This is a genomic window from Singulisphaera acidiphila DSM 18658 (assembly GCF_000242455.2).
In the GTDB taxonomy this organism is placed as follows: domain Bacteria; phylum Planctomycetota; class Planctomycetia; order Isosphaerales; family Isosphaeraceae; genus Singulisphaera; species Singulisphaera acidiphila.
Map to the genome: position 1 here is coordinate 5,227,329 of NC_019892.1, position 24,510 is coordinate 5,251,838.

At 61.2% G+C, this 24,510-nt stretch carries 33 protein-coding genes; 16 read left to right on the forward strand and 17 right to left on the reverse strand.

Annotation, left to right across the window (positions count from 1 at the left end; all coding sequences use genetic code 11):
- Positions 1-69 precede the first annotated feature (69 nt).
- From SINAC_RS41565 to SINAC_RS40050, 13 genes are all read right to left on the reverse strand, one after another.
- Positions 70-204 carry a hypothetical protein gene (locus SINAC_RS41565; RefSeq protein WP_020467518.1) on the reverse strand — a complete coding sequence of 45 codons (135 nt, stop codon included), beginning with the start codon at positions 202-204 and terminating at the stop codon, positions 70-72.
- A gap of 33 nt (positions 205-237) precedes the next feature.
- The gene (locus tag SINAC_RS20600; RefSeq protein ID WP_015247525.1) at positions 238-660 is read right to left on the reverse strand and encodes a hypothetical protein; all 423 of its coding nucleotides are present in this window, start codon (positions 658-660) and stop codon (positions 238-240) included.
- 41 nt (positions 661-701) lie between these two features.
- Entirely contained in the window at positions 702-1,136 is a 435-nt protein-coding gene (locus SINAC_RS20605; RefSeq protein WP_015247526.1) for a hypothetical protein, read from the reverse strand.
- Positions 1,133-1,963 carry a TIGR04255 family protein gene (locus SINAC_RS20610; protein WP_015247527.1) on the reverse strand — a complete coding sequence of 277 codons (831 nt, stop codon included), beginning with the start codon at positions 1,961-1,963 and terminating at the stop codon, positions 1,133-1,135. Before SINAC_RS20610 ends, SINAC_RS20605 begins: the two co-directional genes overlap by 4 nt.
- Before the next feature lie 293 nt (positions 1,964-2,256).
- The gene (locus SINAC_RS40640; protein ID WP_015247528.1) at positions 2,257-2,412 is read right to left on the reverse strand and encodes a hypothetical protein; all 156 of its coding nucleotides are present in this window, start codon (positions 2,410-2,412) and stop codon (positions 2,257-2,259) included.
- Positions 2,409-2,732 carry a hypothetical protein gene (locus tag SINAC_RS20620; protein ID WP_015247529.1) on the reverse strand — a complete coding sequence of 108 codons (324 nt, stop codon included), beginning with the start codon at positions 2,730-2,732 and terminating at the stop codon, positions 2,409-2,411. The genes SINAC_RS40640 and SINAC_RS20620 overlap by 4 nt, the downstream gene beginning before the upstream one ends.
- An 83-nt stretch (positions 2,733-2,815) precedes the next feature.
- Positions 2,816-3,025, reverse strand: a complete 210-nt coding sequence (locus SINAC_RS20625) for a hypothetical protein (protein WP_020467520.1) — start codon at positions 3,023-3,025, stop codon at positions 2,816-2,818.
- Positions 3,022-3,489: a hypothetical protein gene (locus SINAC_RS20630; RefSeq protein ID WP_015247531.1), complete on the reverse strand. Its 468-nt coding sequence runs from the start codon at positions 3,487-3,489 to the stop codon at positions 3,022-3,024. The genes SINAC_RS20625 and SINAC_RS20630 overlap by 4 nt, the downstream gene beginning before the upstream one ends.
- Entirely contained in the window at positions 3,486-3,695 is a 210-nt protein-coding gene (locus SINAC_RS20635) for a hypothetical protein (RefSeq protein WP_015247532.1), read from the reverse strand. Before SINAC_RS20635 ends, SINAC_RS20630 begins: the two co-directional genes overlap by 4 nt.
- A 3-nt stretch (positions 3,696-3,698) precedes the next feature.
- Entirely contained in the window at positions 3,699-4,595 is an 897-nt protein-coding gene (locus SINAC_RS20640; protein WP_015247533.1) for a hypothetical protein, read from the reverse strand.
- Positions 4,592-5,131: a hypothetical protein gene (locus tag SINAC_RS20645; RefSeq protein ID WP_015247534.1), complete on the reverse strand. Its 540-nt coding sequence runs from the start codon at positions 5,129-5,131 to the stop codon at positions 4,592-4,594. The genes SINAC_RS20640 and SINAC_RS20645 overlap by 4 nt, the downstream gene beginning before the upstream one ends.
- Complete coding sequence (locus SINAC_RS20650) at positions 5,128-5,346, reverse strand: hypothetical protein (RefSeq protein WP_015247535.1); 219 nt, start codon at positions 5,344-5,346, stop codon at positions 5,128-5,130. The genes SINAC_RS20645 and SINAC_RS20650 overlap by 4 nt, the downstream gene beginning before the upstream one ends.
- A gap of 231 nt (positions 5,347-5,577) precedes the next feature.
- Positions 5,578-5,778, reverse strand: coding sequence for a helix-turn-helix domain-containing protein (locus tag SINAC_RS40050; RefSeq protein WP_015247536.1), 201 nt, complete (start codon positions 5,776-5,778; stop codon positions 5,578-5,580).
- A gap of 173 nt (positions 5,779-5,951) precedes the next feature.
- Here SINAC_RS40050 and SINAC_RS20660 point away from each other — a divergent pair, with 173 nt between their 5' ends.
- On the forward strand, positions 5,952-6,512 hold the full coding sequence (locus tag SINAC_RS20660; RefSeq protein ID WP_015247537.1) for a hypothetical protein: 561 nt from the start codon (positions 5,952-5,954) through the stop codon (positions 6,510-6,512).
- A gap of 103 nt (positions 6,513-6,615) precedes the next feature.
- Here SINAC_RS20660 and SINAC_RS20665 read toward each other — a convergent pair whose 3' ends face one another.
- Both SINAC_RS20665 and SINAC_RS20670 read right to left on the reverse strand, forming a co-directional pair.
- Positions 6,616-8,178: a type II secretion system protein gene (locus tag SINAC_RS20665; protein WP_015247538.1), complete on the reverse strand. Its 1,563-nt coding sequence runs from the start codon at positions 8,176-8,178 to the stop codon at positions 6,616-6,618.
- An 11-nt stretch (positions 8,179-8,189) separates the two neighbouring features.
- Complete coding sequence (locus tag SINAC_RS20670) at positions 8,190-8,396, reverse strand: hypothetical protein (RefSeq protein WP_015247539.1); 207 nt, start codon at positions 8,394-8,396, stop codon at positions 8,190-8,192.
- A gap of 626 nt (positions 8,397-9,022) precedes the next feature.
- Here SINAC_RS20670 and SINAC_RS20675 point away from each other — a divergent pair.
- The 8 genes from SINAC_RS20675 (at position 9,023) to SINAC_RS41270 (ending at position 14,913) form a co-directional block, all read left to right on the forward strand.
- Positions 9,023-9,283 carry a Maf family protein gene (locus SINAC_RS20675; RefSeq protein WP_015247540.1) on the forward strand — a complete coding sequence of 87 codons (261 nt, stop codon included), beginning with the start codon at positions 9,023-9,025 and terminating at the stop codon, positions 9,281-9,283.
- Between the two features lie 99 nt (positions 9,284-9,382).
- Entirely contained in the window at positions 9,383-9,769 is a 387-nt protein-coding gene (locus SINAC_RS20680) for a hypothetical protein (protein ID WP_015247541.1), read from the forward strand.
- A 490-nt stretch (positions 9,770-10,259) separates the two neighbouring features.
- A complete protein-coding gene (locus SINAC_RS20685; protein WP_015247543.1) occupies positions 10,260-10,628 on the forward strand; it encodes a hypothetical protein in 369 nt (122 codons plus the stop codon).
- The gene (locus SINAC_RS20690; protein ID WP_015247544.1) at positions 10,628-11,254 is read left to right on the forward strand and encodes a sigma-70 family RNA polymerase sigma factor; all 627 of its coding nucleotides are present in this window, start codon (positions 10,628-10,630) and stop codon (positions 11,252-11,254) included. Before SINAC_RS20685 ends, SINAC_RS20690 begins: the two co-directional genes overlap by 1 nt.
- Before the next feature lie 283 nt (positions 11,255-11,537).
- Positions 11,538-13,877: a phage/plasmid primase, P4 family gene (locus SINAC_RS38105; protein WP_015247545.1), complete on the forward strand. Its 2,340-nt coding sequence runs from the start codon at positions 11,538-11,540 to the stop codon at positions 13,875-13,877.
- A 135-nt stretch (positions 13,878-14,012) separates the two neighbouring features.
- The gene (locus SINAC_RS20700) at positions 14,013-14,357 is read left to right on the forward strand and encodes a hypothetical protein (RefSeq protein WP_015247546.1); all 345 of its coding nucleotides are present in this window, start codon (positions 14,013-14,015) and stop codon (positions 14,355-14,357) included.
- Complete coding sequence (locus SINAC_RS20705) at positions 14,354-14,617, forward strand: hypothetical protein (protein ID WP_015247547.1); 264 nt, start codon at positions 14,354-14,356, stop codon at positions 14,615-14,617. Before SINAC_RS20700 ends, SINAC_RS20705 begins: the two co-directional genes overlap by 4 nt.
- Positions 14,618-14,736: 119 nt before the next feature.
- Positions 14,737-14,913: a hypothetical protein gene (locus SINAC_RS41270; protein WP_237722903.1), complete on the forward strand. Its 177-nt coding sequence runs from the start codon at positions 14,737-14,739 to the stop codon at positions 14,911-14,913.
- Positions 14,914-15,281: 368 nt separating this feature from the next.
- Here the strand turns inward: SINAC_RS41270 and SINAC_RS40055 are convergent, their stop codons facing one another.
- The gene (locus SINAC_RS40055) at positions 15,282-15,719 is read right to left on the reverse strand and encodes a hypothetical protein (RefSeq protein ID WP_015247549.1); all 438 of its coding nucleotides are present in this window, start codon (positions 15,717-15,719) and stop codon (positions 15,282-15,284) included.
- Between the two features lie 51 nt (positions 15,720-15,770).
- The gene (locus SINAC_RS38970) at positions 15,771-16,727 is read right to left on the reverse strand and encodes a DUF1559 family PulG-like putative transporter (protein WP_015247550.1); all 957 of its coding nucleotides are present in this window, start codon (positions 16,725-16,727) and stop codon (positions 15,771-15,773) included.
- Positions 16,728-17,131: 404 nt separating this feature from the next.
- On the opposite strand from SINAC_RS38970, the gene SINAC_RS20715 reads away from it, so the two are divergent.
- The 7 genes from SINAC_RS20715 to SINAC_RS20745 all read left to right on the forward strand — a co-directional run bounded on the left by SINAC_RS20715 (position 17,132) and on the right by SINAC_RS20745 (position 24,425).
- Positions 17,132-17,527 (forward strand): transposase, encoded by a 396-nt coding sequence (locus SINAC_RS20715; protein ID WP_020467522.1) that lies wholly within the window; start codon positions 17,132-17,134, stop codon positions 17,525-17,527.
- A 571-nt stretch (positions 17,528-18,098) separates the two neighbouring features.
- Complete coding sequence (locus SINAC_RS20720; protein WP_015247551.1) at positions 18,099-19,118, forward strand: Gfo/Idh/MocA family protein; 1,020 nt, start codon at positions 18,099-18,101, stop codon at positions 19,116-19,118.
- Between the two features lie 139 nt (positions 19,119-19,257).
- Positions 19,258-20,262 carry an alpha/beta fold hydrolase gene (locus SINAC_RS20725; RefSeq protein WP_015247552.1) on the forward strand — a complete coding sequence of 335 codons (1,005 nt, stop codon included), beginning with the start codon at positions 19,258-19,260 and terminating at the stop codon, positions 20,260-20,262.
- A 450-nt stretch (positions 20,263-20,712) separates the two neighbouring features.
- On the forward strand, positions 20,713-21,930 hold the full coding sequence (locus SINAC_RS20730) for a hypothetical protein (RefSeq protein ID WP_015247553.1): 1,218 nt from the start codon (positions 20,713-20,715) through the stop codon (positions 21,928-21,930).
- Between the two features lie 444 nt (positions 21,931-22,374).
- Positions 22,375-23,106, forward strand: a complete 732-nt coding sequence (locus SINAC_RS20735) for a hypothetical protein (RefSeq protein WP_015247554.1) — start codon at positions 22,375-22,377, stop codon at positions 23,104-23,106.
- 388 nt (positions 23,107-23,494) lie between these two features.
- Entirely contained in the window at positions 23,495-23,716 is a 222-nt protein-coding gene (locus SINAC_RS20740) for a PepSY domain-containing protein (protein WP_015247555.1), read from the forward strand.
- A gap of 64 nt (positions 23,717-23,780) precedes the next feature.
- Entirely contained in the window at positions 23,781-24,425 is a 645-nt protein-coding gene (locus SINAC_RS20745; RefSeq protein ID WP_015247556.1) for a hypothetical protein, read from the forward strand.
- Positions 24,426-24,510 lie beyond the last annotated feature (85 nt).

Sequence of the window (24,510 nt, forward strand, 5' to 3'; positions counted from 1 at the left end):
TCAAGGCTGTATGTTTTTTTCTGATGGGGCCGTGTTTCACGACGACGTTGATAAACGCCGGCAGAGCGGTCACGCGCCGTCGCGGTCGTCCTGGAGGCGTTGGACGAATCGCTTGGTGATGCGGAGGGCGTGGCCCGCTGCCAACTGATCGCCGAGGTGGACCAGGAGGAGGGTCTCGATTCGAGTTGGCAAGGGCTGTCGCAAGTACGGCGATCGCGTCGGCGGGCTTCCCTCTCTTCAAGATTCGCTAATGATGTCAACGATCATGTCGCGGCTACCGAGTTTCGCCAATTCGTAATGAATCTCTCGATGTTTTGCTTTGTCGGCCTGGTAGGCCGAAGTTCTCAGTTCGACGATCAGGGCATGGCCGGGAGGCTCATTAGGCTGATTGGTGGGCGTCAGGGTCAAGCCCATCTGGAGAAGATCATGAACTCGAAATCTTGCCACGATGTAGTTTTCGGCGGCCTTTCGACTTGATCGAAGGATTGCCTCGGGCGAAATCACGCGTTCGCGGAATACCGAAAGTCCGTCAGTGTCTGACTTGCTTGGTTTAAACGCACCAGATTGGATGGGGATGGGAAGATCTGCTTGGTATTCGCATTGAGGGATGCGACGGAAAACGATTTCGTCTGGCTCAATCGGTCGAGGGTCTTCGGGCATGCCGGCGTGTCCAAGCAAAACAGGCCACTTCAGACCCTAAATCATATTGTCTTTGAATCATGAATAAAGCTGGCCGCTCCGTGGCTCTTTTGGCCGGCGTGATCCACTCGCATCCACTCGATTTTGCCGGGTGCTACAAATTCGATTTCCTGGTACATCCCCGCCATTTGCCACTCAAACACCACGGTTCCAGCGGGCGTTCCGGTCGCTCTTGAGGGGGCAGGATAATCGGTTGACTGTAGCCTTTCGAGCAACCACGAGGCGGAGTCGATAATTCCGACAGGGATCGCGTCCGCACCGTCACCATCCCAATCGTCATCACGGTAGGTTTGGATGACAAGAAGTTGCTGAATGATGCGTCGCCATCCCGCATTAAGATCGCCAACTGCCGAGAAATTGGCAGAACTTGTCTGGAGAAAGCTTTCCGATGCCACGCTTTGGGCTGAGGCAATCGGCTCAAGAGTGATCGCGGTCATTGGATTTCCTGCCTCCCCCAAAAAGACTTTGCTTCAGGAGAGCTAATTCTCTCAAACGTTTCCACAAGAACACGATGTCCAAGGTTAAGGCCGGAATCAAGATTCCACTCCGGCATGCCGGCTACAATAGGGCCGCGTGCCATCAGTTGGAGCTTTAAAAACTCCGGTCCGTCATGTTCCACGGATCGCGCGTGCTGAATGGCGATTCTGATACGGCCCCGTTTCGAGGGAATCTCGTAGCGGTACTCGGAAGCAAGATTTTCGAATTCCACAAGTCCGGCAAGACGGTCTTGCGGTAACAGGCCGGGGAGAATCGAGGACCAATCCGCTGGAGAGTTCCAAAGTGTTCCTTTGCTGATGCTGTTGATATAGCAGATTTCCCATTGGTTTGGGGTGGTCTGCCCAAGATTCGCATCTTTCAGGAATGTCTGAAACAGCTCCCACTTGTCTCGAAAATCCGGGTAAGTTGTGACGAAACTGGGATATTCGAGTTTTCGCTTCCGCCAGTTGTACAGGAACCTTGTATTCTGAATCTGGATGACTCGCTCATCATCGGCGCTGATGACTTGAAGGCGATCCGCTCCGCCGTGAGCCTGCAATGAAACTCCTGGAATCGCCCACTGTCTCTCTTGCCCAAAATGCTCGAACGCGTCCGGAAGGTATGAGGCATCCAGAGCTTTGGTCCAATCGTGATCCAGGTAGTTCTTCCAAAACCACCCGAAGTGGCCGTTGGAAAAATTGGGGATCGCATTGAACTGCACGCCCATGAAAAATTCATCGAGGGGCGAATTTGTGAACCGAAGCAGTGGCTCCGTGTTGGCAGTCATGTGTTCCGTTCCACTTGTTCGCGGACCTACGACAGACAGACTGAGCGAGAAATTCTACCATCGTGAAGAAAAAAGGACACCGGCATCGTTTCTATTGGACGGAAAGTCAATCTGGCTCTTGGCTTCCGGAATTGCCAATGCAAGCGACTTCTCCGCGAGCGAAAGGAGGCGAAGACGCACCCACTGGATGAGGAGGAGCCCTATGGAAGTCTCGAGCTTCTCGGCCAGCTGCTTGCCGCTGTCGGCCTTGGGGCTGTTCAAGGTGCTTTCTTAACCGACCGCCGGCTCAACAGTCACACGCCGTCGCGGTCGTCCTGGAGGCGTTGGACGAATCGCTTGGTGATGCGGAGGGCGTGGCCCGCCGCAAACTGGCCGCCGAGGCGGACCAGGAGAAGGGCCCCGATCAGAGCGGCAAGGGCTGCCGCAAGTACGACAATCCCGTCGGTCATGGTAAGCTCGGGGGAAGGGGGACAGGCGGCGGTTTGTCATCGTCGTCGTCAGGCTCGAGGTTCGGGTCCCCTTGCTTGAGCCGCGAGACGGCGTCGAGGACGCCCGTGAACGCAGCGGCGGCGAGCGGCACCACGAGCTCACTGAGGGTGTCCGGGTTCTTGAGCGTGGCCGCCATCGAAGCGCCGGTGGCAACCGCAACCACGCCGGCCTTGGCGGCGGCGCGGGCGATCTCGGGCCGCGAAAGCTGGCCATGGATCGCGCCGGCGACCGGCCCGAGGAAGTCGATCGTGGCGCGGGCAAGATGGGTGAGCTTACTCATGATCCTCTGTCGCTCTTTTTTATTGTTGGCAAAGGAAGCGGTAAGCGCGAGGTGGGATGGCCCGACGGAATGAGGACCGGGCGTCACCCCTTACCTTTTACCCAGGCGGCCAATGCCGGCCCGTAGGTATAGCTCAGGACTGAGGCCAGGGTCACGACGATGAGGGCTTGCGGCCGGAATGCGAAGGCCCAGAGGGCTGCGACGGAGATGAACAGGCCGAGGGTCGTCAGCAGGGCGAAGCGATAGCCGTCCGCGATCGCCAGGATTGCGTTGAGGATTGCGAGTAGGTTCATGGGGTGATTGCCCATTGGTGCTCGGCGGTCGCCCAGACGCTGTAGTGGACTCGGCAGCCGGAGGCCTTGGCATGCTCGATCATGAGCCCGGCCACCTCGCTCATCGGCATCGAGTCGAGGTAGGACAGGGCCCGGTCGCAGCCGATCTCGGTGGCCCTCGGGATCGCCTTCACGGCGGGATCCCAGACCTTGCCGACGCACCAACGCTGGACCAGGCCGTCGACCGAGCCGATCGCCTCGTCCTTGTGTGCGCTGGCGAGTTGCTGGAGCGCGGGGCTGAACTTCGCCGCGATCTTCTGCGCCGTGGGTGAGACGTTGATCGCGGGGGCGGCGTAGCGTTGCTTGGTCTCACGCTCGGACCAGGCGACCGTGCACCAGAAGAAGATCAGGCTGACGGTCGTGGCCCAGCCGAGGAATTCGGCGGAGCCACGGGTCCAGGACCAGAGTTTGGCGGTGGGTGTCATCGACGGAACAGCCTCCCAAAGGCACCCCGGGGCCGGATGTAGACCGGGGCGGGGGCATAGAATGGGCGATAGGCCGGAACGCTCTGGTAGATCGCCGGGGCGAGCGGTTGATAGGGGGTGGCCGGCTGATAGGCTCGCGCCGGCAAGGCGCAGGAACCGCCGGCACACTGGCCGAGCAACGCGAGAGCGAAGATTGACGTGAGCATGGTTCAGGCAGCCTTATCGTAGGTCCAGTGAGACGGGAGGGGGCGGCCGGGGTAGCCGGCGAACTTGCTGAAGGCGAACGAGTCGCGGACGGCGAGCATCCGGGCGATCACGTTCGGCTCGACCCAGAAGGAGAAATCCGGCTGGTCGAGGGCGAGGGGGCCGCTCGGGACGTTGCTGCCCCAGCTCTGGCAGATCAGGTAGCCTTTGCGGCCGGTGATGCGCTTGCCTGCGATCAGCATCGCGTGGGCCCACGAGCCTTGAGGGGAGCAGAATCCGTCGGTGTCCCGACTCATCGTGAACCCCTGGTTACTACAGACGGTCACCGGGTAGCCGTTGGCCAGGGCGGCGTCGAGCTCGTCGAGCGAGACGACCAGCGCGGCCGACCCCATCTTGTGCTCGTTCATGAGCTTCTTGATGTCGGCAGGCGTGCCGCTGTGCCCCCACTGCTTCGCCCGCTGGCCCGAGTATTCGCCGACCGCCTCGCGAGGCGCGACGCCGACCGTGGTCACCGCTTTCGCCAGCGCCGAACCGTAGCAGCCGTCGCCGCCGCCGAGCATGTTGGCGAGTTCGCGGCCTGCGCCGTAGAGGGCCTCGGTGGAGGTCTCCTTGTACGACTCGTTCTCGCCGCCGATGACGATCTCGATCGCCTGGGTCAGGTCGACGTTGTGGCCGGAGGCAAAGCTGGTGCAGTCGCCGATCTTCTGGGCGACGTACTTCGGGTAGCTGCCGAGCAGGTCCTTCCAGGCCTTGAACAGGAGCAGGTCCTTGTCGGCGTTCGCCCCCATCAGGTTGCGGGCGCGAATGGCGAACTCAGGGCCAAGCGTCGATGCGACCGCATGGCGGGCGGGGGTGTCGACCCATCCGGATGTGTTGAAGGGCTGAAGCGTCTCGTTGTTCATCGTCCCCCTCCAAGCCCCTTGGCCAGGCCGCGATACGCCTTCGCCAACGCGGCGCGGTCGTCGCTGGTGACGCTCGCCGCGTCCTTGCCTTGCGCGACCACCTTGCTCAGTTCGGGCGTGATTCGTGCGTTGAACGCCGCCTTGCGGTTCGCTTCCCAGGCCTTGGCCGTGGTGTCGAGTGCCATGTCGATGGTTTGGCCGGCGTCGAGGATCTTGGCCCCGTCCTCCCAGGCCAGGCCGTAGGCTGAGCCGAGGTCGCCGAGATAAGCCTTGCCGACCGCGACGAACCGGGGGTCGTAGCCGCCCGGCGAGGGCCGGTCGCCTCGCTCCGACAGCAGCCAGGCGAACAACAGCCCCGAGCCGAGCGAGCAGACGGCACAGAACACGAGGATCGCCCCGAACTTCAGGGCGTCGTGTGACTTCACGGGGACGACGGCCGGCGCAACGGGGTAGGGCGTGGGCGTCGGGACCGCGCGGCCCAAAGAGGGCGGTGGGTCAGGCTCGAGCCCATCGAGGAAGTCGAGTTCGTCACTCATGATCCTGCCTTGGGTGCCTGGATGATGACGGGCCTGGAGCGCACGAGCTTGCCGTCGACGTTGGCGTAGACCGTCTTCGAGGCGACGTCAAACGCCGGCCGATCGGGCGAGATCGACTCGCCCGTTGCCGGGTTGAGCAGGTCGGCCAAGGCCGCCTTGCCTGCCTCTTCGGCGGCATGGAGGTTGGCGAGCTTTTGCTGGATGGTCAGTGCCACGGAGGGAGCCTCATGCAGTTGCAGAGTAGGGACGCCGAGGAGAAAACCTGGCGCTGTCGAATTCAGATACGCGCACCAATTGCCGAACAATTAATAAATTAAATTTTAACAACGAATAACACGAATGACACGAATGAAATACAAAGAAATTTAAGCATTAATTTGAAATTTTCTTCATTCGTGTCATTTGTGTTATTCGTGGTTAAATTCTCCTTTTTTTTCTAGCGATCGTCAGTTGGGCGATTGGTGTGCGGCATGGAGCCAGCGATAGACGGTTGAGCGGTGGATGCCGAGTCGTTTCGCAACCTGCTCGGCTGGTTCGCCCGCCCGGATCGCCTCAGCGCATGCCAGGACCCGCGCAGAGCGGACCCTCTTGGGGCGGCCACGGCGGCGAGGCGGATCGGGGATCGTCGCGAGGAAGTCAGAGATCATGTTCAGGCATGCTCTCGCGAGAAGAAACTGTTTCCCTATAAGATATCGGGAAATCGTCGAACAAACGGCATCCCCACTCGCGCCTGATCGTCGTAAACCGATAATACTCCGTGACATGAAATTGTTTGCGTTGCCTTACAAAGTGTCGCATCAATTCGCGCGGAGCCATCACCATGAGTCGAATCAATGACCAGGCCGAATGGGAGCCCAACGCCGCCCTCGCCGAACTGCCTGGTCCCCAGCGCGCCGCCCTCGACGCGATCGTTGCCGGGGGCTCGCTTCGCCTCGCGTGGCTGCCCGTGTCCGAGCTGGTCGAGGCCGGCCACACGCCGGCCGTTCTCGACGCGCTGGTGCGGTCCGGCCTGGCGGCCGAGTGGAGTCTCGCCGGGGTCATGCAGCTCACCCTGAGCGCGTACGGCGCCTGGCTCCTGGGTGTGCACATCCTCGAGCGGCTCTCGATGCGCGGTGAGGAGCTTGAGGAGGACCCCTACTGGGCCGCCCTCTCAAAGCAGGCCCCGCCTCTCCGTCTCCCCAAGCGCCGGCATGAGATCCGCTGGCCCTGGATGGAGGAGATCCTTGATGCCAAGTCCCTGCCTCGGCAAGCCAACAGCCCCGAGTTTCTGGTCGACGACGCGACCGGCAAACCGATGCTCCTCTTCGACGGCATCAAGGTTGTGATCGACCGGCGAATCAAGCGCCCGAAGCCCTCCAGGGCGAGAAGAAAGGCCGGGTGACGGGCAAGGGCGGGGCGATCAAACGAAAAAAAAGCCCGCTCGACCCGCCCAAATGGGGGATCGAGCGGGCCTTTTGTTCCGCAATGCTGCCGACCGATGGGGGTTATTGCAGCACCCCACCCGTTGACTGGAGGTTCTGGCTGCTGATGTCGTCCTGGCTGTAGTATTCGAGCTGGGAGTTGGTGTCGTTACGGCCGTTGGCTGGAAAGGGAGTGGGCAAGGTCAGTTTTCCGAGTGTGTCTCGATTCAGGTCAACCTTGCCCCCCTGGCTCTCGAGCAGCAAGTGAGGGACACTGATATTGACTAGCACTCCGCTCCCGTCCCTTGTGCTGGAAGTTCCTCCAGGTATCTCGATAGTGCTCCGATCGTCGATGCCCGCGTAGTCGACTCCAAGTTGAGCGGTCCCCGGTATCTTATCGGGCCCTCCCGAGAGGATCAGGAACCGACTGTAGAAGGCGCGGCGTTGATAGTAACCGGTATCTGTTGATGTGGAGCGATCCCAGAACGTCTGGCTTGCTGCCCCTGCATTGAGAGCCGTCGGGTCGACAAGACAGGGGCCGAAGAAACTCATGAACTTCATCGCCTGCCCGCTAATCGTCCCGTTGTTGGTTCCGATGACTGTGGGAACAGCGTCATTGAACCCGCTCCCCCACCATGCGGGAGCCAGCAAGGTCTGGTTTGGGTCGATCGGGTTCTGCTCGCGAGACTCGTATGAGACAGCAAAGGATCCCGATGATACCGCCGTATAGGGGCCGGGGTGTGTTCCCGTTACCCCGGCGTCCTGCGTCAGTTTCGCCGTATCCGGGTAGCCCTTCTGCGAATCCGAGCGATAGAGGATCGGCCAGCGGTAGAACTGGAGTGGTTCCCCCCAGGCGTCCACGAACTCCATCAGGCCGTCGCCGTCAGTGTCCTGGACCTCTTTGCTGGTAAAGTCGTCCTTGTCGAAGGCACTGCCGTAAACGCCACCACCTTCGACGAGGATGGCGTAGAGCATCTCAGAGCGGGCGGTTTTGTGTGTGTGTTTTTTCAGGCGTTGTAATACGACCGCCTGCTCTGCGGCAGATAGATTGCCGATCCCCTCCTTGGCGTCGTCTATAGCGCCGTCACCGTCGTTGTCGCTGCCGTCGTACCCCTTGGGGTGATAGCCGAGTTGCTTATAGATTCCGCCCGCAATTTCGAAGGCGGCCCCATACGCTCCGGCGATCGTGCCATTGACTCCGTTGTCTGACCCAATCGGCACCGTGGCGCTTGCGCCAGCGAAGTTAAAAGGATATTGCCCCGATGTCGTTCCATCGGGACTATCATTTTGAACAGCGAAAACGTCGGGCAATTGAGCCCGCAAGTAGTCGAATTGAGCGATGGCTTGGGCCCGCTGGACGCTTGCAATCGACCGAAATCCGGTAACAGGATCAACCGGGGCACCGGAGTTGTACATTGCCCCCAATGCGTAGTGGAACGGCGTCGGATCCGCCTGATAGGTCGTCAGCGCATCCACTCGGTCGGTCATCGCCTGCTCGAGCTTGGCGATCAGGGCGATGGTCGCCTTTTCCTCGGCGCGGCGGACCCCCCCCATGGACGCTTTGATGATGAAGGCGATGAGGATCCCGATGATGACCATGACGATCAGGAGCTCGATGAGCGTAAACCCGCGATTGGGACGGTTCATGGGAGCCTCATTCAAAAGGGAGACCAGCGAGGGAGATGGGTGTTCGACCAGCGTCGATAAGCGAGATACCAACTGGGGATTCCGTGCTCGCTCCAGTCATGGACGAGCCCACGATGGAGCAGATAGCCGAAGACCGCGATCACGGCCAAGGTCACCAGCCAGTCGACCAGGCTTGTCCGCGTCCGTTGCCACTCCGCCTCGGCCGCGATCCGCGCCATGACAGGCCCTTCTGCACCGACGAATGTCCCCTCCAAAAGAACGGGACTGATCCGTAGACAGACAGACGATACAGGGATTGAGTCTTCTAGGCCCTACGCCGCACCGCCCATCTTGTGACGCGCAATCAAAAACGCCACCAACGAGCCATCACGCATCGCCGTGGCGTCCGATCGGGGCCAGGTCGACCCCGACGTGTTTTGCTTTGCGTGGTGATGGGCACGCGCTTCTTTTGAGAATTCAAGAGTAGCATGCGTGGGAGGTTCGGGCAAGACGCGACATCTCCGACCGGCCCCGCCTCGGCAAACCCGCTGGGGGAGCACGGCTCGCCCCCGGATGCCATTCCCTGCCACTGTGCGCGAACCGCCCGCATTCGGGTCTGGTCGCCCCCGGATGCCCTGGTTTTATGGAAGCGCAAGTCAATTGGAACTAAAATGTTGTGGCCGATTTGCGAGTGAAGACGTCTGGGATTTTGTCCCGACGAATCGTCGCCGATTCTCGGCCGCCGGCCCCGCATCGGTGCGTCGAACATGTTCCCATTCCGCCGCTTGACCGATCGCCACCGCTGGGATACTGTACTTAGAACACTATCTGAACGGACGTCAATATTCCTGGGAGTGATCCCCCGATGGTCATTGCGATCTACCTCAAGGACGATGGCAACTGGTCATTCCGCAAACAGGCTGGGGCGAAGCCGTTGCGCGTTCAGGTCCCGGCCAGGAGCAGGTTGAAAGAGGTGAAAAGCTTGGGGCCGGTCCTGTTCGTGCCGGGGGCCGACCCGCTGGTGTCGTGCGGCTGGAACCCGAGTCAAGTGATCAGCGAGGCGCACCGGACCGGCGGGGCGTTCACCCTGCTGCGTGCGGCAAGGGCAAGGCGGGACGTCGGCTGATTTTCTTTCGGTATTGGTATGGATTCATTGATGTGTCATCGACCCGATTGATCGATCGGGCGATGGGACCCGGTTCCGCTCCTGAGGAGGTCTCCCTCGATGAAGCAATCCCCCCTCCGCAAGGACGTGGCGTTCCCCCGGGGACGGCCGATGATCGCCATGGCGGGGTCGATAATCACCCCGCTCCCGAGCCGGTTGGCCCAGGTGGCGCCCGGCCCTGCGCTTGAGTATCACAGCTATTTCCTGGTCGACGGCGTGCCGCTCCACATGATCGGCGAGCGGTGGCTGGCCGAGGACGCAGTCCACGCCCTGACCCCCACTTACCCCGACCCGCTTCAGCCCGGTGTCGAGCTGACCACCCGGCTCGAAGACGTCGACGGGACGATCATCCAGGCTGTTTCTTCCGAGGTGTATCTGGCTTGTCGGCAGGCGTTCCAGGCGGGATCGGCGGCCCGGCCAGTGAGACGGGTTTCGGGTCAACGCTGATCCCGGTCGCTGACCCCGGCGTCACGGTTCGTGTAGCAGGGGTCGCCAGGCGACGCAACGCCTCACTCTTCTCCAAACCCTAACGCGTGAATCAAGGTCGATCACCGCCCGCTCCTACCCGGCGAACTCCGAGGCGGGCGGTTCGTCTTGCACATCGTCCGCCAGGTAATCCAGGTCTACCCCGAACAGCCTGGCCGACACCTTCAAGTCGGGAACCCGCTCCCCCTTCGTTCACAAACTCACCAGGCTCTGCGAAACCTCAGCCTGCGCCGTCACGTCGGTCTGCGAGTACCGCTGCCGCTTCATCAACTTCGCTGGGAATTTCATTCCCTCATCAATAAGCATCACCGCCCGCCGCCGGGAACCCTCTTTGAGGAATTTCAGTGGATTTGATGTCGAACGTATTGGGTGTTACTATAATCGTGGTGATAATGCATGGGGAAAGTTGTGGAATGTTACTAGCAATGCCTTCTGTTGAGGAGTCACTGCGATGAGGCTTCGCCTGCACTCGCCAGGGATCACTCCGCTGCAAAGCTTGCTGGGGGCGACCCAGCATGTGGAGACGATTCTCGGGCCTTTTCTGCTGGTCGGTGCTGATGCGCTGCGGTTGCGGCGGGTCGAGGCCGCCTTGGCCGAGGCTCTGGAGGCGGCCGACACGCTCCGCCGTGAGGTGGAGGGGGCCCTGGCCGACGGCAACATTGCCGTCCGGTTCTCCGACGAAGATGCGCTCGCCCGGGTGGGCCGGGCTGAGCGGGAGGCGCTCGGCGAATCGTCCTGCCTCCACCCGTTGGGCTGTGGTGGCTGCGATTGGCCGCCGAATGAGTTGGCCAACAGGGACACCGACCGGAGGGCGAGCTGATGAAGGCCGATTGTCCCCGCCTCGTGTGTGGTGGTGGTGCTCGGAGCGCCGGTGCTTCTCGGCGGCTCACGGACGAGCAGCGGCTGGTTGTGGAACGGCACTGGGAGAAGGCGATCCGCCTGGCGGAGATCCAGGCTGTGAAGCACGATTATCTCGACCTCGATTGGGCGTCGGCCGCCGCTTACGGGCTCTGCGACGCCGCGTTGCGGTTCGCCCCCGAGCGTGGAGTCAAGTTCTGGACCTTCGCCGTCCATCGGATCCGGTTCGCCTTCGTCGACCTGATGCGCGAGGGCCGGCTCCGAGGTTACGGCCGCTGTTCTCACGTTGCGGATGCCCCGGTGGTCCACCGGACGGTTGACTGCGACTTCGCCGCATCGCTCAGGTCCGACGAGCACCAACCGGGCTGGGAAGCCTGCTCCCTCGACGAGGTCTACAGTCTCACCCAGCGCCTGTCGCACAACGCCCGCGAAACTGTCCGGCTCCACTACGGCCACGGTTTCAACTTCAAGCAGATCGGCCACCGCCTCGGCCTCAGCCCGTCGCGCATCGGCCAGATCCACAAGCAGGCCCTCGCCTTCCTCCGTCAGGCGACTTGTCCTGAGCACATCGGCCGGAGGACTGCGTGACCACCCGGCTTGCTCGGTCTGTGATTCCTCCGAACAAAAAGAGATCGGCGGGGTGGCACGGGTTGTACTCAACCCGTGAGGAGAAGCCTCGGTTTTTGCCTCACGGGTTGAGTACAACCAGCGGTCCCAGGGGGAATGGAATTGAAGAGAAGAGTGGGCGGGTTGGTTGGTTGCGATCCCACGGGGGGAATGCAAACGACCGCCCCCAAGCCCCGGGCCGATGGGCAGCGTCTGACGCTCGTTCTCGCAGGGTCGATGCCGAGTGATTAGGGAACATCAAACGATGAGCAAGAACGCACTCGCGACCGCCCTTGAACTCCTGGCGCGCGGCCTCTGGCCGATCCCGATCACCGCGCCTGACGCCAAGGGGGCCGTCTCCGCCGGTAAGCAGCCGATCGGCCTGGAATGGGGGCGTGAACGCCACACCGAGGAATCGCTCCGGCGCGTGTACGCCGCCCACCCGCGCGCGGGGGTGGGGCTCAAGCTCGGCCCGCAAGGGGGCGTGGTCGACCTCGACGTCGACAACCCCGAGCAGGCCGGCCCCGTTCTGGAGCGGATCTTCGGCAAGGATCTGCCGGCCACGCTCGGCTGGTCCTCGACTCGCGGCTGCCACCTCCTCTTCCGCTGGGACGATCGGCTCGCGCGCTACGGCAAGGCGATCGTCAAGGAGGGGACGCACTACCCCGGCCTGGAGATCCGCCTCGGCTGGTCGGCCGAGGATCGCCAGTACCAGAGCGTCGTCCCCCCTTCGATCGGGACCGACGGCACGCCCCGCGCCTGGAACGAGCACGACGAAATCCTCCCTCTTCCCGACGCCTTTTACGCCGACCTTGATCGACATCTCCTCACGCAACCCCCGCAAGTCGAGCCGCCAAAAAAGATCGCCCCCCGCCCGGGCGCCTGGAGCGCTGAGGATCGGGCGATCGCCTACCTCGCCAGGTGCGAGCACGCCGTGAGCGGCCAGAACGGCCATGACAAGGCGTTCAAGGCCGCCTGCAAGGTCGGCCCCGGCTTCGACCTTTCGCCCGACGCGGCTCTCCGCATCCTCCTCACTCACTACAACCCACGATGCGCACCGCCGTGGTCGGAGCGTGAGCTCGCCCACAAGGTCGGCGAGGCGTACAAGGTCGAGCCCAGGCGCGGTTGGCTGCTCGAGGATGACCGTCGACCCCGACCGGCCCCCGCTCCCCCGCCTGCGAAGCCGCCGGCCGAGGACGAGGTGGGCGAGGCCGACGACGATCCGCACCGCCTCGCCCGCCTCTTTCTCGAAGCCCAATCCACGGCCGACGGCATCCCCATTCTCCGCTACTGGCTCGAGGAGTGGCACCGCTGGGACGGCACCCACTACCAGCCGATCTCTCCGAGCGAGATCAGGGCGGAACTCGTCGGCGCGATCAAGGCCGAGTTCGACCGGATCGCCCGGGAGACCTTGAAGGTCGTCCTCAAAGTCACCACCGGGATCACGGCGAACACGCTGGCCGCCGTGCAAAACCTCTGCATGCTGTCGGCCAAGAAGTGCCCGGCGCAACCGGCCTGGCTCGGCTACGAGGACGAAGACTTGCCCGACCCTCGGGAAATCCTCCCGGCGCGGAACGGCCTGGTCCACCTCCCTGCGCTCAGCGAGGGCCGCGACGCCGTCTTCGCCCCGACTCCGCTCTACTTCAGCCCGAACACCCTCGGCTACGACTTCAACCCCGACGCCCCACCCCCCTCGGAGTGGCTTGCGTTCCTGAAGTCACTCTGGGGCGATGACCATGAAAGCATCGCCACACTTCAAGAATGGTTCGGCTACCTCTTAACGGCCGACACGAGCCAGCAAAAGATCCTCATGATTGTCGGCCCCAAGCGGTCGGGCAAGGGGACGATCGCCCGGCTCCTGGCTGCGGTCGTGGGCCGTCAGAACGTCTCCTCTCCGACCCTCTCCGGCCTGGCCACCAACTTTGGCCTGGCCCCGCTGATCGGCAAGACCGTGGCGATCTTCGCCGACGCCCGCTTGAGCGGCCGGGCCGACTCGCAAGTCATCGTCGAGCGCCTGCTCTCGATCTCCGGCGAGGACAGCCAGACGATCGACCGCAAGCACCTGAGTTCCTGGACCGGGAACCTCTCCACCCGGTTCGTCCTGATCTCGAACGAGCTGCCTCGCCTGGGGGATAGCTCAGGCGCGATGCCGTCGCGGATGGTCGTGCTGAACCTGACGCGTTCCTTCTTCGGGAACGAAGACACGGCCCTGACGAACCGGCTTCTTGCTGAGCTTCCCTCGATCTTGCTCTGGTCCATTGCTGGCTGGATCCGGCTCCGCGAGCGGGGCCGGTTCGTGCAGCCTGAGTCCTCGCGCGAGCTGCTCGAGGATATGGAGGAACTCTCCTCGCCGATCTCGGGATTTATCGAGGAGTGCTGCGATCTTGGTTGCGGTTTGCGTGTAGAAATCCGCAAGATCTATGGGGCATGGAAGGAGTACTGCGCCGAGAAGGGGCGAGACCACCCCGGGGACGAACAGGGGTTCGGGAGGAGCTTGCATGCCGCTCTGCCCACGCTCAAAACCCGTCGTAAGGGAGCGGACGGGAATCGGATCAGAGAGTACGAGGGGATCGGGCTCAAGGCGCTCGTCACGGCGGCTTACTGACCGCGACGTCCACGACGTCCACGACCGTACAAATGCACGCGTTACTCGCGTGCGTGTTGCTTCAAAGTAGACTCTGCATTAGTTCTGTCCACGGACGTTGAGGACGTCCAAGACGTTAAACAAGGAGAGAGACTTGTGAGCGGTCTCCAGAAATCCAGAGCGACCTTACCGGCCTGGTTGCAGGAGCTTCAGCCTCCCCCGGTGGCCAGCCAGCCTGCCCCTGAGCTTGTTGCGGCCCGCGAAGAGTCCTCACCCTCACGGCTCCCCTGGCGTCCCCTCCTGGCCTCCTGGCCCGTCGCCTGGCGTGAGCGTTGGGGCCATCGTGCGAACTCCCTCGAGTCCCAGGGCCTCGGCTGGCGTGCGGCCGAGGAGCAGGCCTTTGCCGAACTCCTGCAAGCGAAGCGCGAGGTGGAGCAATCGCCACCGTCCCGGAGGATCCCATCCCCCGAGCGAAGCCTTTTCTTCAAGGAGTCCGCATGATCGATCCCCTCTCCCTGCCCCCGGTGACCGAACAGGACCGCGAACCGGCCGCTGGCGTCCACGAGGCCGAGCCGCATCGCCCTCGCCAGACCGCCGACCTCGTAACCTGCCCGAAGCCTGCCGGCTCGCCCCATTGCCTGCGTCGCGTGTGCTGCGAGGGAACGTGCCAGGCTGATGAACCCCGCCCTCACCGCCCCAACGCCGAGACCCTGGCCCTGGCCTGGGAAGCGTTCGACGCGGAAGGGCAGGTGGTGAGTTGACCGGCCCTCGCTCAGCGACGGCCGGGCGATGGACGATCTCCATCGAGGGCTGGGAGCCTGTCCGCGTCAACCAGCTTCTCGGGTGTCATTGGGCGGTCGCCGCGAAAAGGAAGAAATCGGTGACCCAGACACTCCGTCCGTTCGCGCCACACGTCCCCCAAGCGACGACCAAGCGTCGCGTGACCCTCAAGATCACCCTGGCCCCGAGGATGCGTGCCGACCCGCGAACGACGCTCCCCTACATCCGCACCCGCGACCGCCTCAGCCAAAGCCCGACTTACGTCCTCAAAAATTAAATGCGTAGTCGAACCTTAATTGAGTTCACGCTACGGATCGCGTGCTGGACAGCGGATGATGGTTGGGGCAAGAGACAAAAAAGCCCTCCTCGCGACGTTGTGAGGAAGGCTAGGCCGCTCGTTCTTTTCTTAAGAGGGACGAATCGAAAACAAAAAAAGGGCCGTCCGCTACCTCTGGCGGACGGCCACAACCCCAACCCAAAAGTTTCGAGCATCAGAGCTTATGGGTTACCCAAGTGCTTTCACTCCTTACCCAGGGAAAGGATCGGACGTTGGGCCAGCATCCCGGCCCCGGGCGTGGTGGAAGCTTTGGCTGTGGGGTATCGCTCGGTGCGCCACAGAGTTCCCTGAAGCTTGAGACGGCGATCTTAATCGCCAGTAGCTATATTGTAATCTCCCCAGGCATATTGCGTGCCATCATAAATGGCGCCAATCTCAATCGAATAATTGCTCGATGATTGCGGCAAAGTTACCTTGAATGTGTAAGTGACAGATGTTGGTGTTTCATCATTTGGAGGATGATTTATGACTGAGCTGGTAACGGTTGTTGTGTCAAAAGATGCAATTTCGTCGCTATTAGAGTCGTAGACCCCGATGCCGATTGTTGAAGGGTCGATAATTTTTGTGCCAATTTTACCAGGCAGCGTGATCGTGAACGTGATTTCGGACAGGGGTGACAAATTATCCAAATTCCCCGGCGAATCGATTGTGGGGGCAGGATCATCCGCTCTGGCGGCAGTGGTTGCGAGGCAGATCGCGACGAACAGACCAATGAGTCGAACAGAAATGCGGAGATTACCAAACATTCGAGGTGTTCCTCATTAGGTGTGTGGATAGTCAGGGCTGTCAATGTTTAACTATTTATCCTGAATGCTGACTTGCTCACCGCCACTTCGTGTTCCGATTGCTCGCCACGTTGCGAGTGAAATTGAATTTCGGACGAAGTGAAGATGCCCATCAGCGAACAGTACGCTGGAACCGTGTCCATGAAGGCTTGCAGCGGTCCATGCACCTTCACGAACGTATACGTGATTATAGCAGCTACGACCACCAATTAGGATGTCATGCGTATAAGCAGTTTTGCCGTGGTCACCTCTAGCCCAATATGTCCCTTTAGTCGCCGAAAAACTTCTTGCGGGATTAACATCAGTACCCTGGCAAGCGGAAATGAAAGAATCATATTCACTTGCGGCAATCATTACTGTCTTTGTTCTATACACAACATGAGAGAGGTCGTTTTCGGAACCTCGGACCCATTCGGCCGCTAATGCCGTGGTCGAGGTCCCGTCCGTTATGTCTGCAAGACTGGTTATTGGATTGTTGCGCCCAACGGTAAACACGCCGTTGTATGTTTGGGATTTTTGATAGCCATATCCAACGTTGCAGGCGTAGTTTGTCCAAGGCCCGCTTGTTCCATTGCCGTAATCAGACGGGCAAAGGAAAACGGCAATCGGCGTTTTGGTTGCTGTAACGTTCGCACTTCGAATGCAACCGACGTCGAAATTCAAAGCATTATAACAAGATGTATTATCGAGATAAGGTAAAATCATTGAGTGGACAGAAAACCCATGTTTGCCGTTTGTTTTTGATGGCAGGGCGCCTAGAGCGGTAACGTAGGAATTTAGAGCAATGCCTAATTGTCGAAGATTGGCGGAACAATGTGTTTTGCGGGCCGTCTCGCGGACAGCTTGTACAGCCGGAACCACCAAGGCGAAGAGAACGCCAAGAATGGATACAACGACTAAGATCTCGGTAAGTGTAATTCCCCGTCTCAGAATGATGTTCCGGCTGCCGTGGGTTTTGCTCGATGTCATTTAGCAAGCATCCTTGCGGTGATCGATCTTGATGTTTCGGCTTGTTTAAAGTAGTGATTGATTAGAGGTATTAATGTGTGTGGATTTCATGTCATTGCTCGGGTGAGCTCGTCTGTTTTTTGTATTAGACCGAAAGAATTCGGAATGTCAAGCGTGTAGCCTGGGCTGTTGTTCGATTTCCATGACTGCAATTCAAGACTGAGCTTCCGATTGATTCGATTCCAGCGGAAGGATCACTTGCTAGTTCTACTGTATCGTCGTCCCGTTCTGAATTAAACTCTTTTAGGATACTCACTTCTGATATGGGTGCTTCAACGAGCGAGGCCTGCTATGGACCCGCGATTCCACACCCGATTGATTGAAATGCTGGCTCAGGCGGATGTCCCCCGAACCTGGCGGAGGGCTTGCTGACGCGTCTGGAGGCCTTCGTCTTTCCCTACGCGGCCTCCATGGCCAGCGAGGAGCAACGACGACATACCGTGGAATACTTGACCGGACTGATCTCGAAGCTCGAGCACAAGACGGGCGAGGGAATCGCCTACTTGCATGATCAGGAGCGACAAGGCCTTCAGAAATTCATCGGCTTGAGTCCCTGGGACCACTCATCGCTGTTGCGGACGCTTGCCAAGCAGGTCGGCAACGAACTGGGCGAACCCGACGGTGTGATCGTCTTCGACCTCTCAGGCTTCGTCAAGAAGGGGACCAAGTCGGTGGGCGTGATGCGGCAATGGTGTGGCCGAGTCGGTAAGAAGGAGAATTGCCAGGCGGCCATTTTCATGGGCTATGCATCATCGTGCTAGCATTCTCTTGTCGACGTGTGTCTTTATCTTCCTGCAGGAGTGGACGAAGGATCGGAAGCGTTGTAACGTGGCCGGGGTCCCTCGAAAAATTCAGTTCCGGACATGCCACGATCTGGCGTTGGAGATGTTGGATCAACATGGCCCGTTGCTGATGCGCACTTTATTGGATCATATCCAGGGGCTTGCGCCCCTGGATGTTGACGGCCGCCCCTTCGGGGCTCCGAGAAAAACGGAGAGTCTGACCCAGAAGGGGAATCCCACCGGAGAGTTTGCGGATCTTCCGGGTGCCATGCAGGAATGCCTTGGCTCTTGGCACCCCAAGGTCCTTCAGCCCTCACGGTGAAACCTGACCTTCCGAGACAGACACTTACCGCCGTTGAAGACACAGCTGAGAACCTAGCGGATACAGTAGAAATAGAGAAGGGGCGGGAGGGATTCACGTCACGGCAGCGGCCGAGCGGCTCGCGAGCCCGGGAGCACGCGACCTGAAAAGGGGGACGCCCATCCCCGACGAATCCGGTAGAATCGGGGACCTGATTTCGGACATCCGTGCTGGAAAGGATCGTTGGAAATGCCCCCATTCGGATTTGGCATCGTCGGGCCTGGTTTCATCGCAGGCGTCATTGCCGACGCGATCGCCCAATCGGCCAACGCCCGATTGACAGCGGTGTCGAGCCGCCGAATCGAGAACGCTCAGAAATTTACGGCGGATCGGCCAGGGGTTGCGGCGGTTGAGGGAATCGACGGCATCCTCGCCCGTGCCGACGTCGACGCGGTCTACATTGCGACCCCCACGGCCGCGAAGGAAGCGATCGCACTCGCGGCGATTGCGGCCGGCAAGCATGTCCTGGTCGATAAGCCGTTTGTCGATCGTGCTTCCGTTCTGCGGATGACGCAGGCCGCCGCCGCCAAGGGCCTGGTGTTCATGGACGCCACTCACTTCGTCCATCACCCCCGCAATGCGACCGTCCAGGCGGCGATCGCGGAGAAGATCGGCTCGCCCCGGTCCCTCCATACGACCTTCTACTTTCCGTTCTCCGATCGCAGCAACATCCGCTTCGACCCCGCACAGGAGCCGATGACCGCGCTGGGGGACATGGCCTGGTACTCGATGCGGGCGGTGGTCGAGTATCTTCGGCCCGAGGGGCGGATCACGCAGGCCGTCATCGCCCCTGAACGCGATCCCCAGACAAACGCGATCGTTCGGACCTCGGGGCTGATCGCCTTCGAGGGGGGGCAGGTCTCCACCTTCGACGTCGGCTACACCGCGGGCACGATCCTCATGGACTTGCAGCTCCTGGGGACGACCGGCGCCCTCGGGATGGACGACTTCGTCCTGGACTGGGAGAGCTGTTCCGCGTTCCGGGATTCGGGAGACAAGGCCGGGTACACGTACCGGACCGGCATGGGGACGCGGAAGGATGTGACGTTCATCCCTACGCCTCCGAGCGCCGCGCAGGAGACGGCGATGATCGAGGACTTCGTGGCGTTGGCCGTTTCAGGCGATGCCAGCCAGCGGGCCGCCTATGCCGAGTCCACGCTGAAGACGCAGGAATACCTCGACGCGCTCTGGAGTGCGGCCGGTTCATGACCACCTGGCCGGAAGCCTCGGCCCGTCCGACGAGCCGACCTGATCCTGTGCCGGCCTTGGCTTCTTGGGTGGCGTAAACACCTTGGTTCTCCTGAAGCCGTGACGAGAGAGAGCATCTTCAGCGTAAACAGGAGGCTTCATGAACGCACTGACGCATCGACCTATTTTGCTCGCGTTCCTGGTCGTCGCGAGCACTCTCTGCGCCGGCTCCGTCGGCCGGGCCGAGGTCTCGCGGCGCGAGGGCAAGGCCAAGGCGAATGGCGTGACGATCGCCTACGAGGACTTCGGCCCTGAGAGTGGCGAGGCCGTGCTCATGATCATGGGCAATGGCACGCAGCTCACCGCCTGGCCCGGCGAGCTTATCGAGGAGGTAGTGGGGCGTGGCTACCGGGTCGTCATCTATGACAATCGCGACGTCGGTCTTTCCACCAAGTTCGACGGGGCGGGAGCGCCCGACACGCGGGCGGTTATCGAGGCAAAGTTTGCCGGTAAGCCTTTCACGCTGCCGTATACGCTCGACGACATGGCGAAGGATGCGGTCGGCCTGCTGGATACCCTCGGGATCGCGAAGGCCCACATCGTGGGCGTTTCGATGGGGGGCATGATCGCGCAGCTTGTGGCGGCGGACCACCCCGAGCACACCCGCTCGCTTACCTCGATCATGTCGACCTCGGGGAACCCGGAAGTCCCGTTCCCGGCCAAGCTCGAGGCGCTGGCGAAGATGCCGAAACCGGCCCCCGAGGGGGACCGAGAGGCGCTGCTCGCCAACGCCGTCCAGGCCATTCGAGTCCTGGCGGGGCCGGTCTACCCGCCTGACGAGAAGCGGACTCGCGACCTAGTCGTTCGCTCCATGAAACGCTCCGACGACCGGGCCGGCATGGCCCGGCACAATACGCTGTCGGCCCTCGGGCTGTACGAGGATCGGCGGGCGAAACTGAAGACGATCCAGGCCCCGACCGTCGTCGTCCACGGCGCCGAGGACCCCTTGATCTCGGTCGAGGGGGGGAAGGACACCGCCGCCAATATCCCAGGCGCTGAGCTGCGGATCATCCCGGGGATGGGCCACGACCTCCCGATCCCCCTGGCGAAGACGATCGCCGACGCCATCGCAGCGGCAGCCTCCCGCGCGAAGGCGACGAAGTGAGCCGAGTCGGCACGCCGGGAATCCCTCTTCCCTCTCCCCCCTGGGATCGCGGGCGCCCTATCCGAAATTCAATCGATTTTCATTTAATGAAATATTGAACTGAAGAGCGGACGGGTCGTCCGCTGTCCCAGGGGGGGAGACGCGGCCATCAGGGGTTGGGGGCACGTTCGGAGCAGGTGGTTCGGTTTCCAGGATCCATGCGCCTTTGAGGATAAACCGCTCTGACGAAGTCAACGGATTTGCCGGATGCGACGCTTGGGGCAGGCCGGGAATCGCCACCTGAATCCCGCCGTGCTATTGGAGAAAGCGGTGTTGAAGTTCGGAACCACTTGCGACCGATCACCTGAGCTGGGTTGACCGGGTCAACGCCGCCTCGGGCCGAACAAGGATGGGCTCCAATCCAACGATAGAGCAGGATGCGTCGCACTTTCTCGCGAAAGCAACCCTCCCATGTCCGATAGAGTGGACCGCAAGACGCGCCGTCCCCGATCGCTCCCGATCCAATTGGAGTCGCTGGAAACCAGGGAACTGCTCAGTCTCCTGCTCAATTCCCGGCCGACGCTTCAGGTCGAAACGTCGCCGGGGGTGGGGAAGAACTGTCGGGGCCAGTTCGCGATCAATCGCCCTGCGCTGATCCACGTCAAGGGGAGTGCGCAGCCGCCGCTCGGCTTTGGCGTCACGGTGGCCATCTACGCTGAGAATAGCCAGGGCCAGATCCTGAACGGCGGCAAGCCGCTCGCCGTGACCACGCCGGACAACCTCGGCCTCTACAGGGCCTCGTTCCGCCTGCCGAGCCTGGTCCGCAAGGACACCGCCACCCTCGTCGCGTTCGAGACGGCCACCGGCTCGATCACCTCGCCCCTGGCGATCAACGGCAGTTCCCTCTCCGGCCTCACCAGCGTCCTGACGATCAACGGCACCTCCCTGACGAACTTTCAGGGCGCGCTGACCATCAACGCTGGTACACTCTCGAACCTGTCCGCCACGATCGCCAACCCTGGCGGCTCGATCAGCAACCTCTCGGGCCCGATCACGATCGCGGCCGGCACGACGGTCAGTGGAATCACAGGCGCGGTCGCGACGGAGGCGGGGACCACGCTGACCCTGTCCGACGGCAGCATCAGCACCGTCGGCGGCACGATCTCCGCCCTGACCGGCACGCTCACCGTCCCGGCCGGCACGCCGGTCACCATTGCGGAGTTTCCCGTCGGCGCCATCGGCGAGATCAACGGGGAGATCTCGCTCCTGGGCGGGTCCATCAGCGGCTCGACCGGCACCCTGAAGGGGCAGACCGGCACTCTCGGCGGCTCGACCGGCACATTCACCCAGACCGGCAACGGCACCCTCGGCGCTCAGACTGGCACCCTCGAAGGCGCATCGGGCACGATCGGGGCGACGACCAGCACGCTGACCCAGACCGGGACCGCCACCGAGAGCTCGCGCACCGGCATCGTCTCGGACGGGTCCGGCACGATCGACCCGACCACCGGAACCGCCTTCCAGTTCGGTTCAGCAGCCATCGCCGGCACGGCGGGCACGGCGACGACGCCCATCACCGAGCACGCCGTCTCCGAACCGGTCCTCATCCGGGTCAACATCCGCCCGAAGCTTGGCCAGGGCACCCGGACGTTGGCCCGCGCCGCCTCGGCCCGCCTCCGTCGTGGTTAACCGGGGCCGGATCGCCTTTGCATGACTTGCAAGGCCCTGGGTGCCACGGATTGAATCAACCCGTGGCACCTGGCATCGTGGGTTTTGGCCGTGGTAACCCATGAGAAAATCGCGATCAACCGTAATCGGTCGAACATCCGATGAACACGGGGTTGCGACTCTCGAAAAAAAAGGAGAATTTAACCACGAATGACACAAATGACACGAATGAAGAAAAGAGTTAAAAAATGAAAAATAATTATTGAAATAATTTGTTTTGATTCGTGTCATTTGTGTCATTCGTGGTTGAAATCTTCTTTTATTAGCCGCTCATCCGTGGGTGCCGAAGTTCCCCTTCGGGGCCCCGGCCCATCACGTCGAGGATCCTTCTTGCTGGTTGATGACACGCTGCATTCGCTTCTGTTACGATGCAGCGGAACTCTCACCCATCGGAGGATTCGACTCATGAAAAGGCTGGCTGCAACCGCGTTACTCCTCGTCTTTGGCGGCGTCCCGGCCCACGCACAATTCGGCGGCTCCGGCGGGACTCCACCCAAGCCCGCGACCCGCCGCGAAGAGAACGTTCAGCTTCGATTACTGGAAATCGCCCAAGAAGTGGACGAGACCTTGCTACGCGAGGCGATGCTGACTCTCGGCCGATTGAACATGACGGCGAAACCCGATCAGCCGGATGCCGAATCCACCCGAAAGCGGAAGGATCTCGACGCCGAGAAGGGCGCTTTGACCGAGTTTATCGAGCAGAGAACGCACGCCATCACGGAACGCGCCGCCGAGCTGGCGAAAAAGCGTGCCGAGGCGATGGTTCCCTCGCAGTCGAGCCCTCGGGTCGCTCGCTCGGATCCCAATGAGAAGCCGGGACGAATTGAAGACATCGAGAAGGCCAGTGTGGACGTCCAACTCCTGCAAACCCAGGTCGAGTACTCGCAACAGGCACTCTCGGAAGCCATTACCGCACTCGCCCAGGCCGAGCTGGCGGCAGGCGATGATGAATCCCAGCGGCAGAAGGTCGATGCCGCCCACAAGAAATTCGAGAAGGTCAAAAGCGCCTATGTCGAGTACCGGAAACGATTGAATGATGAATTTAAAAAACTGCGTGCCTTGGATCCCCAATCGGGATATGGCGGGATGGGCGGCGGCGGAATGGGCGGCGGGATGATGGGCGGCGGAATGCGGTGACGCAAAGCAAAGAAGACCGCGATTCATAGTTGAGGTCGAATATCCGATGGACACGGAATAGCGGCGATCGAAAAAAAGGAAAATTTAACCACGAATGACACAAATGACACGAATAATGAAAAATAATTAGAGTTTGTTGTTTTGATTCGTGTTATTTGTGTCATTCGTGGTTAAAATCTTCTCCCGATCTTCTCCGTCCGATTCCGGCAGATGATCCGGCGACGCGTCTTTTTTTTGCGATGCATGACAGTGTGTCGTTAAGGAGTGAGTCTCGTTGAGACGCATCGCCGTTGCTGTTGCTCTCGGGTGTTGTCCACTCGGGTGCGGCGGTCCTCCTCGCGAGTCCCCAATCCCAACCCCGGCCGTTCGCAAGGGGGAGGGTTCGTCAATGATTTCACGTTCCGAAGCCATTGCGATCGCACTGAATACGGACAATGCGCGTAAGCTGTTGCCTAAAGGGACTCCGATTGAGGTCGAATTGGCCGACAAGACATATACGGTCACTTTCGGAGTGATTGTCACGCATCCGATGCCTGGCCCGGATTTCCTCTCCAAAATCAAAATCGATGCGAGAACCGGACGGGTCACCGCGAAGATCATTGGGAATTAATTGAGCGGAGGCCCGGTGATGCGGTGATCCTTTGGCTTTGGCCACAACCGGCGGAGAGAAGCCCGTGCGAACTGGACGTACGTTCGGCCTGGTGGACGCGATGGCTTTCATCGCTGCGATAGCGGCTGGGTTTGCCTCGTATCGTGTCTGCATTGAGCGATGGGCTGGGCTTGGGCCGATCCCTTTCTCCCGGCAACCGGACCTGTGGCCCATCGAGTTTCTGTACGGGTTCACGACCTGGGTGCCGCTCTGGCTTGCTCCGTGGACGGTTGCCTTGCTCCTCCTGCGTTTCCGCCAGCCGCGTCCTTGTCTACGCCGGCTTGTCCGCCAGCCAGGTTTCGTGGCAGATGTTGCCGCCTCCTTGGTCCTCACGGTCGGCGTCGTCGCGATCGTCTTGGTGCTGGTGTTGCGCTGTCTCCCGACGTCGCGTCTCGTGTTTTGGGGAGCTTCCTCGTGGCCGCTCTTCTTCCGCTGCGCTTTCGATCTTCAGTTGCCGACCCTGATGGGCGCCGCCGTCGCAGTGGGTTGGTCGATGTTGTGCCTGGGCGGGCGCTGGCGTCCCGAGCGGAGTTGGCTCGATCGTCTGGGGCGGGCCTTGGGGTACTGCTGGGTTGCCCTCCTCTTGATCAATGCGTTCCTCGGCCCCTGGCTCTACCTGAGCAACCATTTCCAGATCCCGCCCCCCGCGCTCAGGATGGGGGGCGGGTGATTCGCGAGAAATCTTGTCGAACGGGTATGTCGTAACGCATTGTGTGCATCCGTTGGATCGAATGGCTTTGGCTCCTGGGCCACTC

What these genes read in the sequence shown, in the direction of transcription:
- SINAC_RS20600 (WP_015247525.1), bottom strand. Translation starts at nt 660, where the DNA reads ATGCCCGAAGACCCTCGACCGATTGAGCCAGACGAAATCGTTTTCCGT.
- SINAC_RS20605 (WP_015247526.1), bottom strand. Translation starts at nt 1,136, where the DNA reads ATGACCGCGATCACTCTTGAGCCGATTGCCTCAGCCCAAAGCGTGGCA.
- SINAC_RS20610 (WP_015247527.1), bottom strand. Translation starts at nt 1,963, where the DNA reads ATGACTGCCAACACGGAGCCACTGCTTCGGTTCACAAATTCGCCCCTC.
- SINAC_RS40640 (WP_015247528.1), bottom strand. Translation starts at nt 2,412, where the DNA reads ATGACCGACGGGATTGTCGTACTTGCGGCAGCCCTTGCCGCTCTGATC.
- SINAC_RS20620 (WP_015247529.1), bottom strand. Translation starts at nt 2,732, where the DNA reads ATGAGTAAGCTCACCCATCTTGCCCGCGCCACGATCGACTTCCTCGGG.
- SINAC_RS20625 (WP_020467520.1), bottom strand. Translation starts at nt 3,025, where the DNA reads ATGAACCTACTCGCAATCCTCAACGCAATCCTGGCGATCGCGGACGGC.
- SINAC_RS20630 (WP_015247531.1), bottom strand. Translation starts at nt 3,489, where the DNA reads ATGACACCCACCGCCAAACTCTGGTCCTGGACCCGTGGCTCCGCCGAA.
- SINAC_RS20635 (WP_015247532.1), bottom strand. Translation starts at nt 3,695, where the DNA reads ATGCTCACGTCAATCTTCGCTCTCGCGTTGCTCGGCCAGTGTGCCGGC.
- SINAC_RS20640 (WP_015247533.1), bottom strand. Translation starts at nt 4,595, where the DNA reads ATGAACAACGAGACGCTTCAGCCCTTCAACACATCCGGATGGGTCGAC.
- SINAC_RS20645 (WP_015247534.1), bottom strand. Translation starts at nt 5,131, where the DNA reads ATGAGTGACGAACTCGACTTCCTCGATGGGCTCGAGCCTGACCCACCG.
- SINAC_RS40050 (WP_015247536.1), bottom strand. Translation starts at nt 5,778, where the DNA reads ATGATCTCTGACTTCCTCGCGACGATCCCCGATCCGCCTCGCCGCCGT.
- SINAC_RS20660 (WP_015247537.1), top strand. Translation starts at nt 5,952, where the DNA reads ATGAGTCGAATCAATGACCAGGCCGAATGGGAGCCCAACGCCGCCCTC.
- SINAC_RS20665 (WP_015247538.1), bottom strand. Translation starts at nt 8,178, where the DNA reads ATGAACCGTCCCAATCGCGGGTTTACGCTCATCGAGCTCCTGATCGTC.
- SINAC_RS20670 (WP_015247539.1), bottom strand. Translation starts at nt 8,396, where the DNA reads ATGGCGCGGATCGCGGCCGAGGCGGAGTGGCAACGGACGCGGACAAGC.
- SINAC_RS20675 (WP_015247540.1), top strand. Translation starts at nt 9,023, where the DNA reads ATGGTCATTGCGATCTACCTCAAGGACGATGGCAACTGGTCATTCCGC.
- SINAC_RS20680 (WP_015247541.1), top strand. Translation starts at nt 9,383, where the DNA reads ATGAAGCAATCCCCCCTCCGCAAGGACGTGGCGTTCCCCCGGGGACGG.
- SINAC_RS20685 (WP_015247543.1), top strand. Translation starts at nt 10,260, where the DNA reads ATGAGGCTTCGCCTGCACTCGCCAGGGATCACTCCGCTGCAAAGCTTG.
- SINAC_RS20690 (WP_015247544.1), top strand. Translation starts at nt 10,628, where the DNA reads ATGAAGGCCGATTGTCCCCGCCTCGTGTGTGGTGGTGGTGCTCGGAGC.
- SINAC_RS38105 (WP_015247545.1), top strand. Translation starts at nt 11,538, where the DNA reads ATGAGCAAGAACGCACTCGCGACCGCCCTTGAACTCCTGGCGCGCGGC.
- SINAC_RS20705 (WP_015247547.1), top strand. Translation starts at nt 14,354, where the DNA reads ATGATCGATCCCCTCTCCCTGCCCCCGGTGACCGAACAGGACCGCGAA.
- SINAC_RS40055 (WP_015247549.1), bottom strand. Translation starts at nt 15,719, where the DNA reads ATGTTTGGTAATCTCCGCATTTCTGTTCGACTCATTGGTCTGTTCGTC.
- SINAC_RS38970 (WP_015247550.1), bottom strand. Translation starts at nt 16,727, where the DNA reads ATGACATCGAGCAAAACCCACGGCAGCCGGAACATCATTCTGAGACGG.
- SINAC_RS20720 (WP_015247551.1), top strand. Translation starts at nt 18,099, where the DNA reads ATGCCCCCATTCGGATTTGGCATCGTCGGGCCTGGTTTCATCGCAGGC.
- SINAC_RS20725 (WP_015247552.1), top strand. Translation starts at nt 19,258, where the DNA reads ATGAACGCACTGACGCATCGACCTATTTTGCTCGCGTTCCTGGTCGTC.
- SINAC_RS20730 (WP_015247553.1), top strand. Translation starts at nt 20,713, where the DNA reads ATGTCCGATAGAGTGGACCGCAAGACGCGCCGTCCCCGATCGCTCCCG.
- SINAC_RS20735 (WP_015247554.1), top strand. Translation starts at nt 22,375, where the DNA reads ATGAAAAGGCTGGCTGCAACCGCGTTACTCCTCGTCTTTGGCGGCGTC.
- SINAC_RS20740 (WP_015247555.1), top strand. Translation starts at nt 23,495, where the DNA reads ATGATTTCACGTTCCGAAGCCATTGCGATCGCACTGAATACGGACAAT.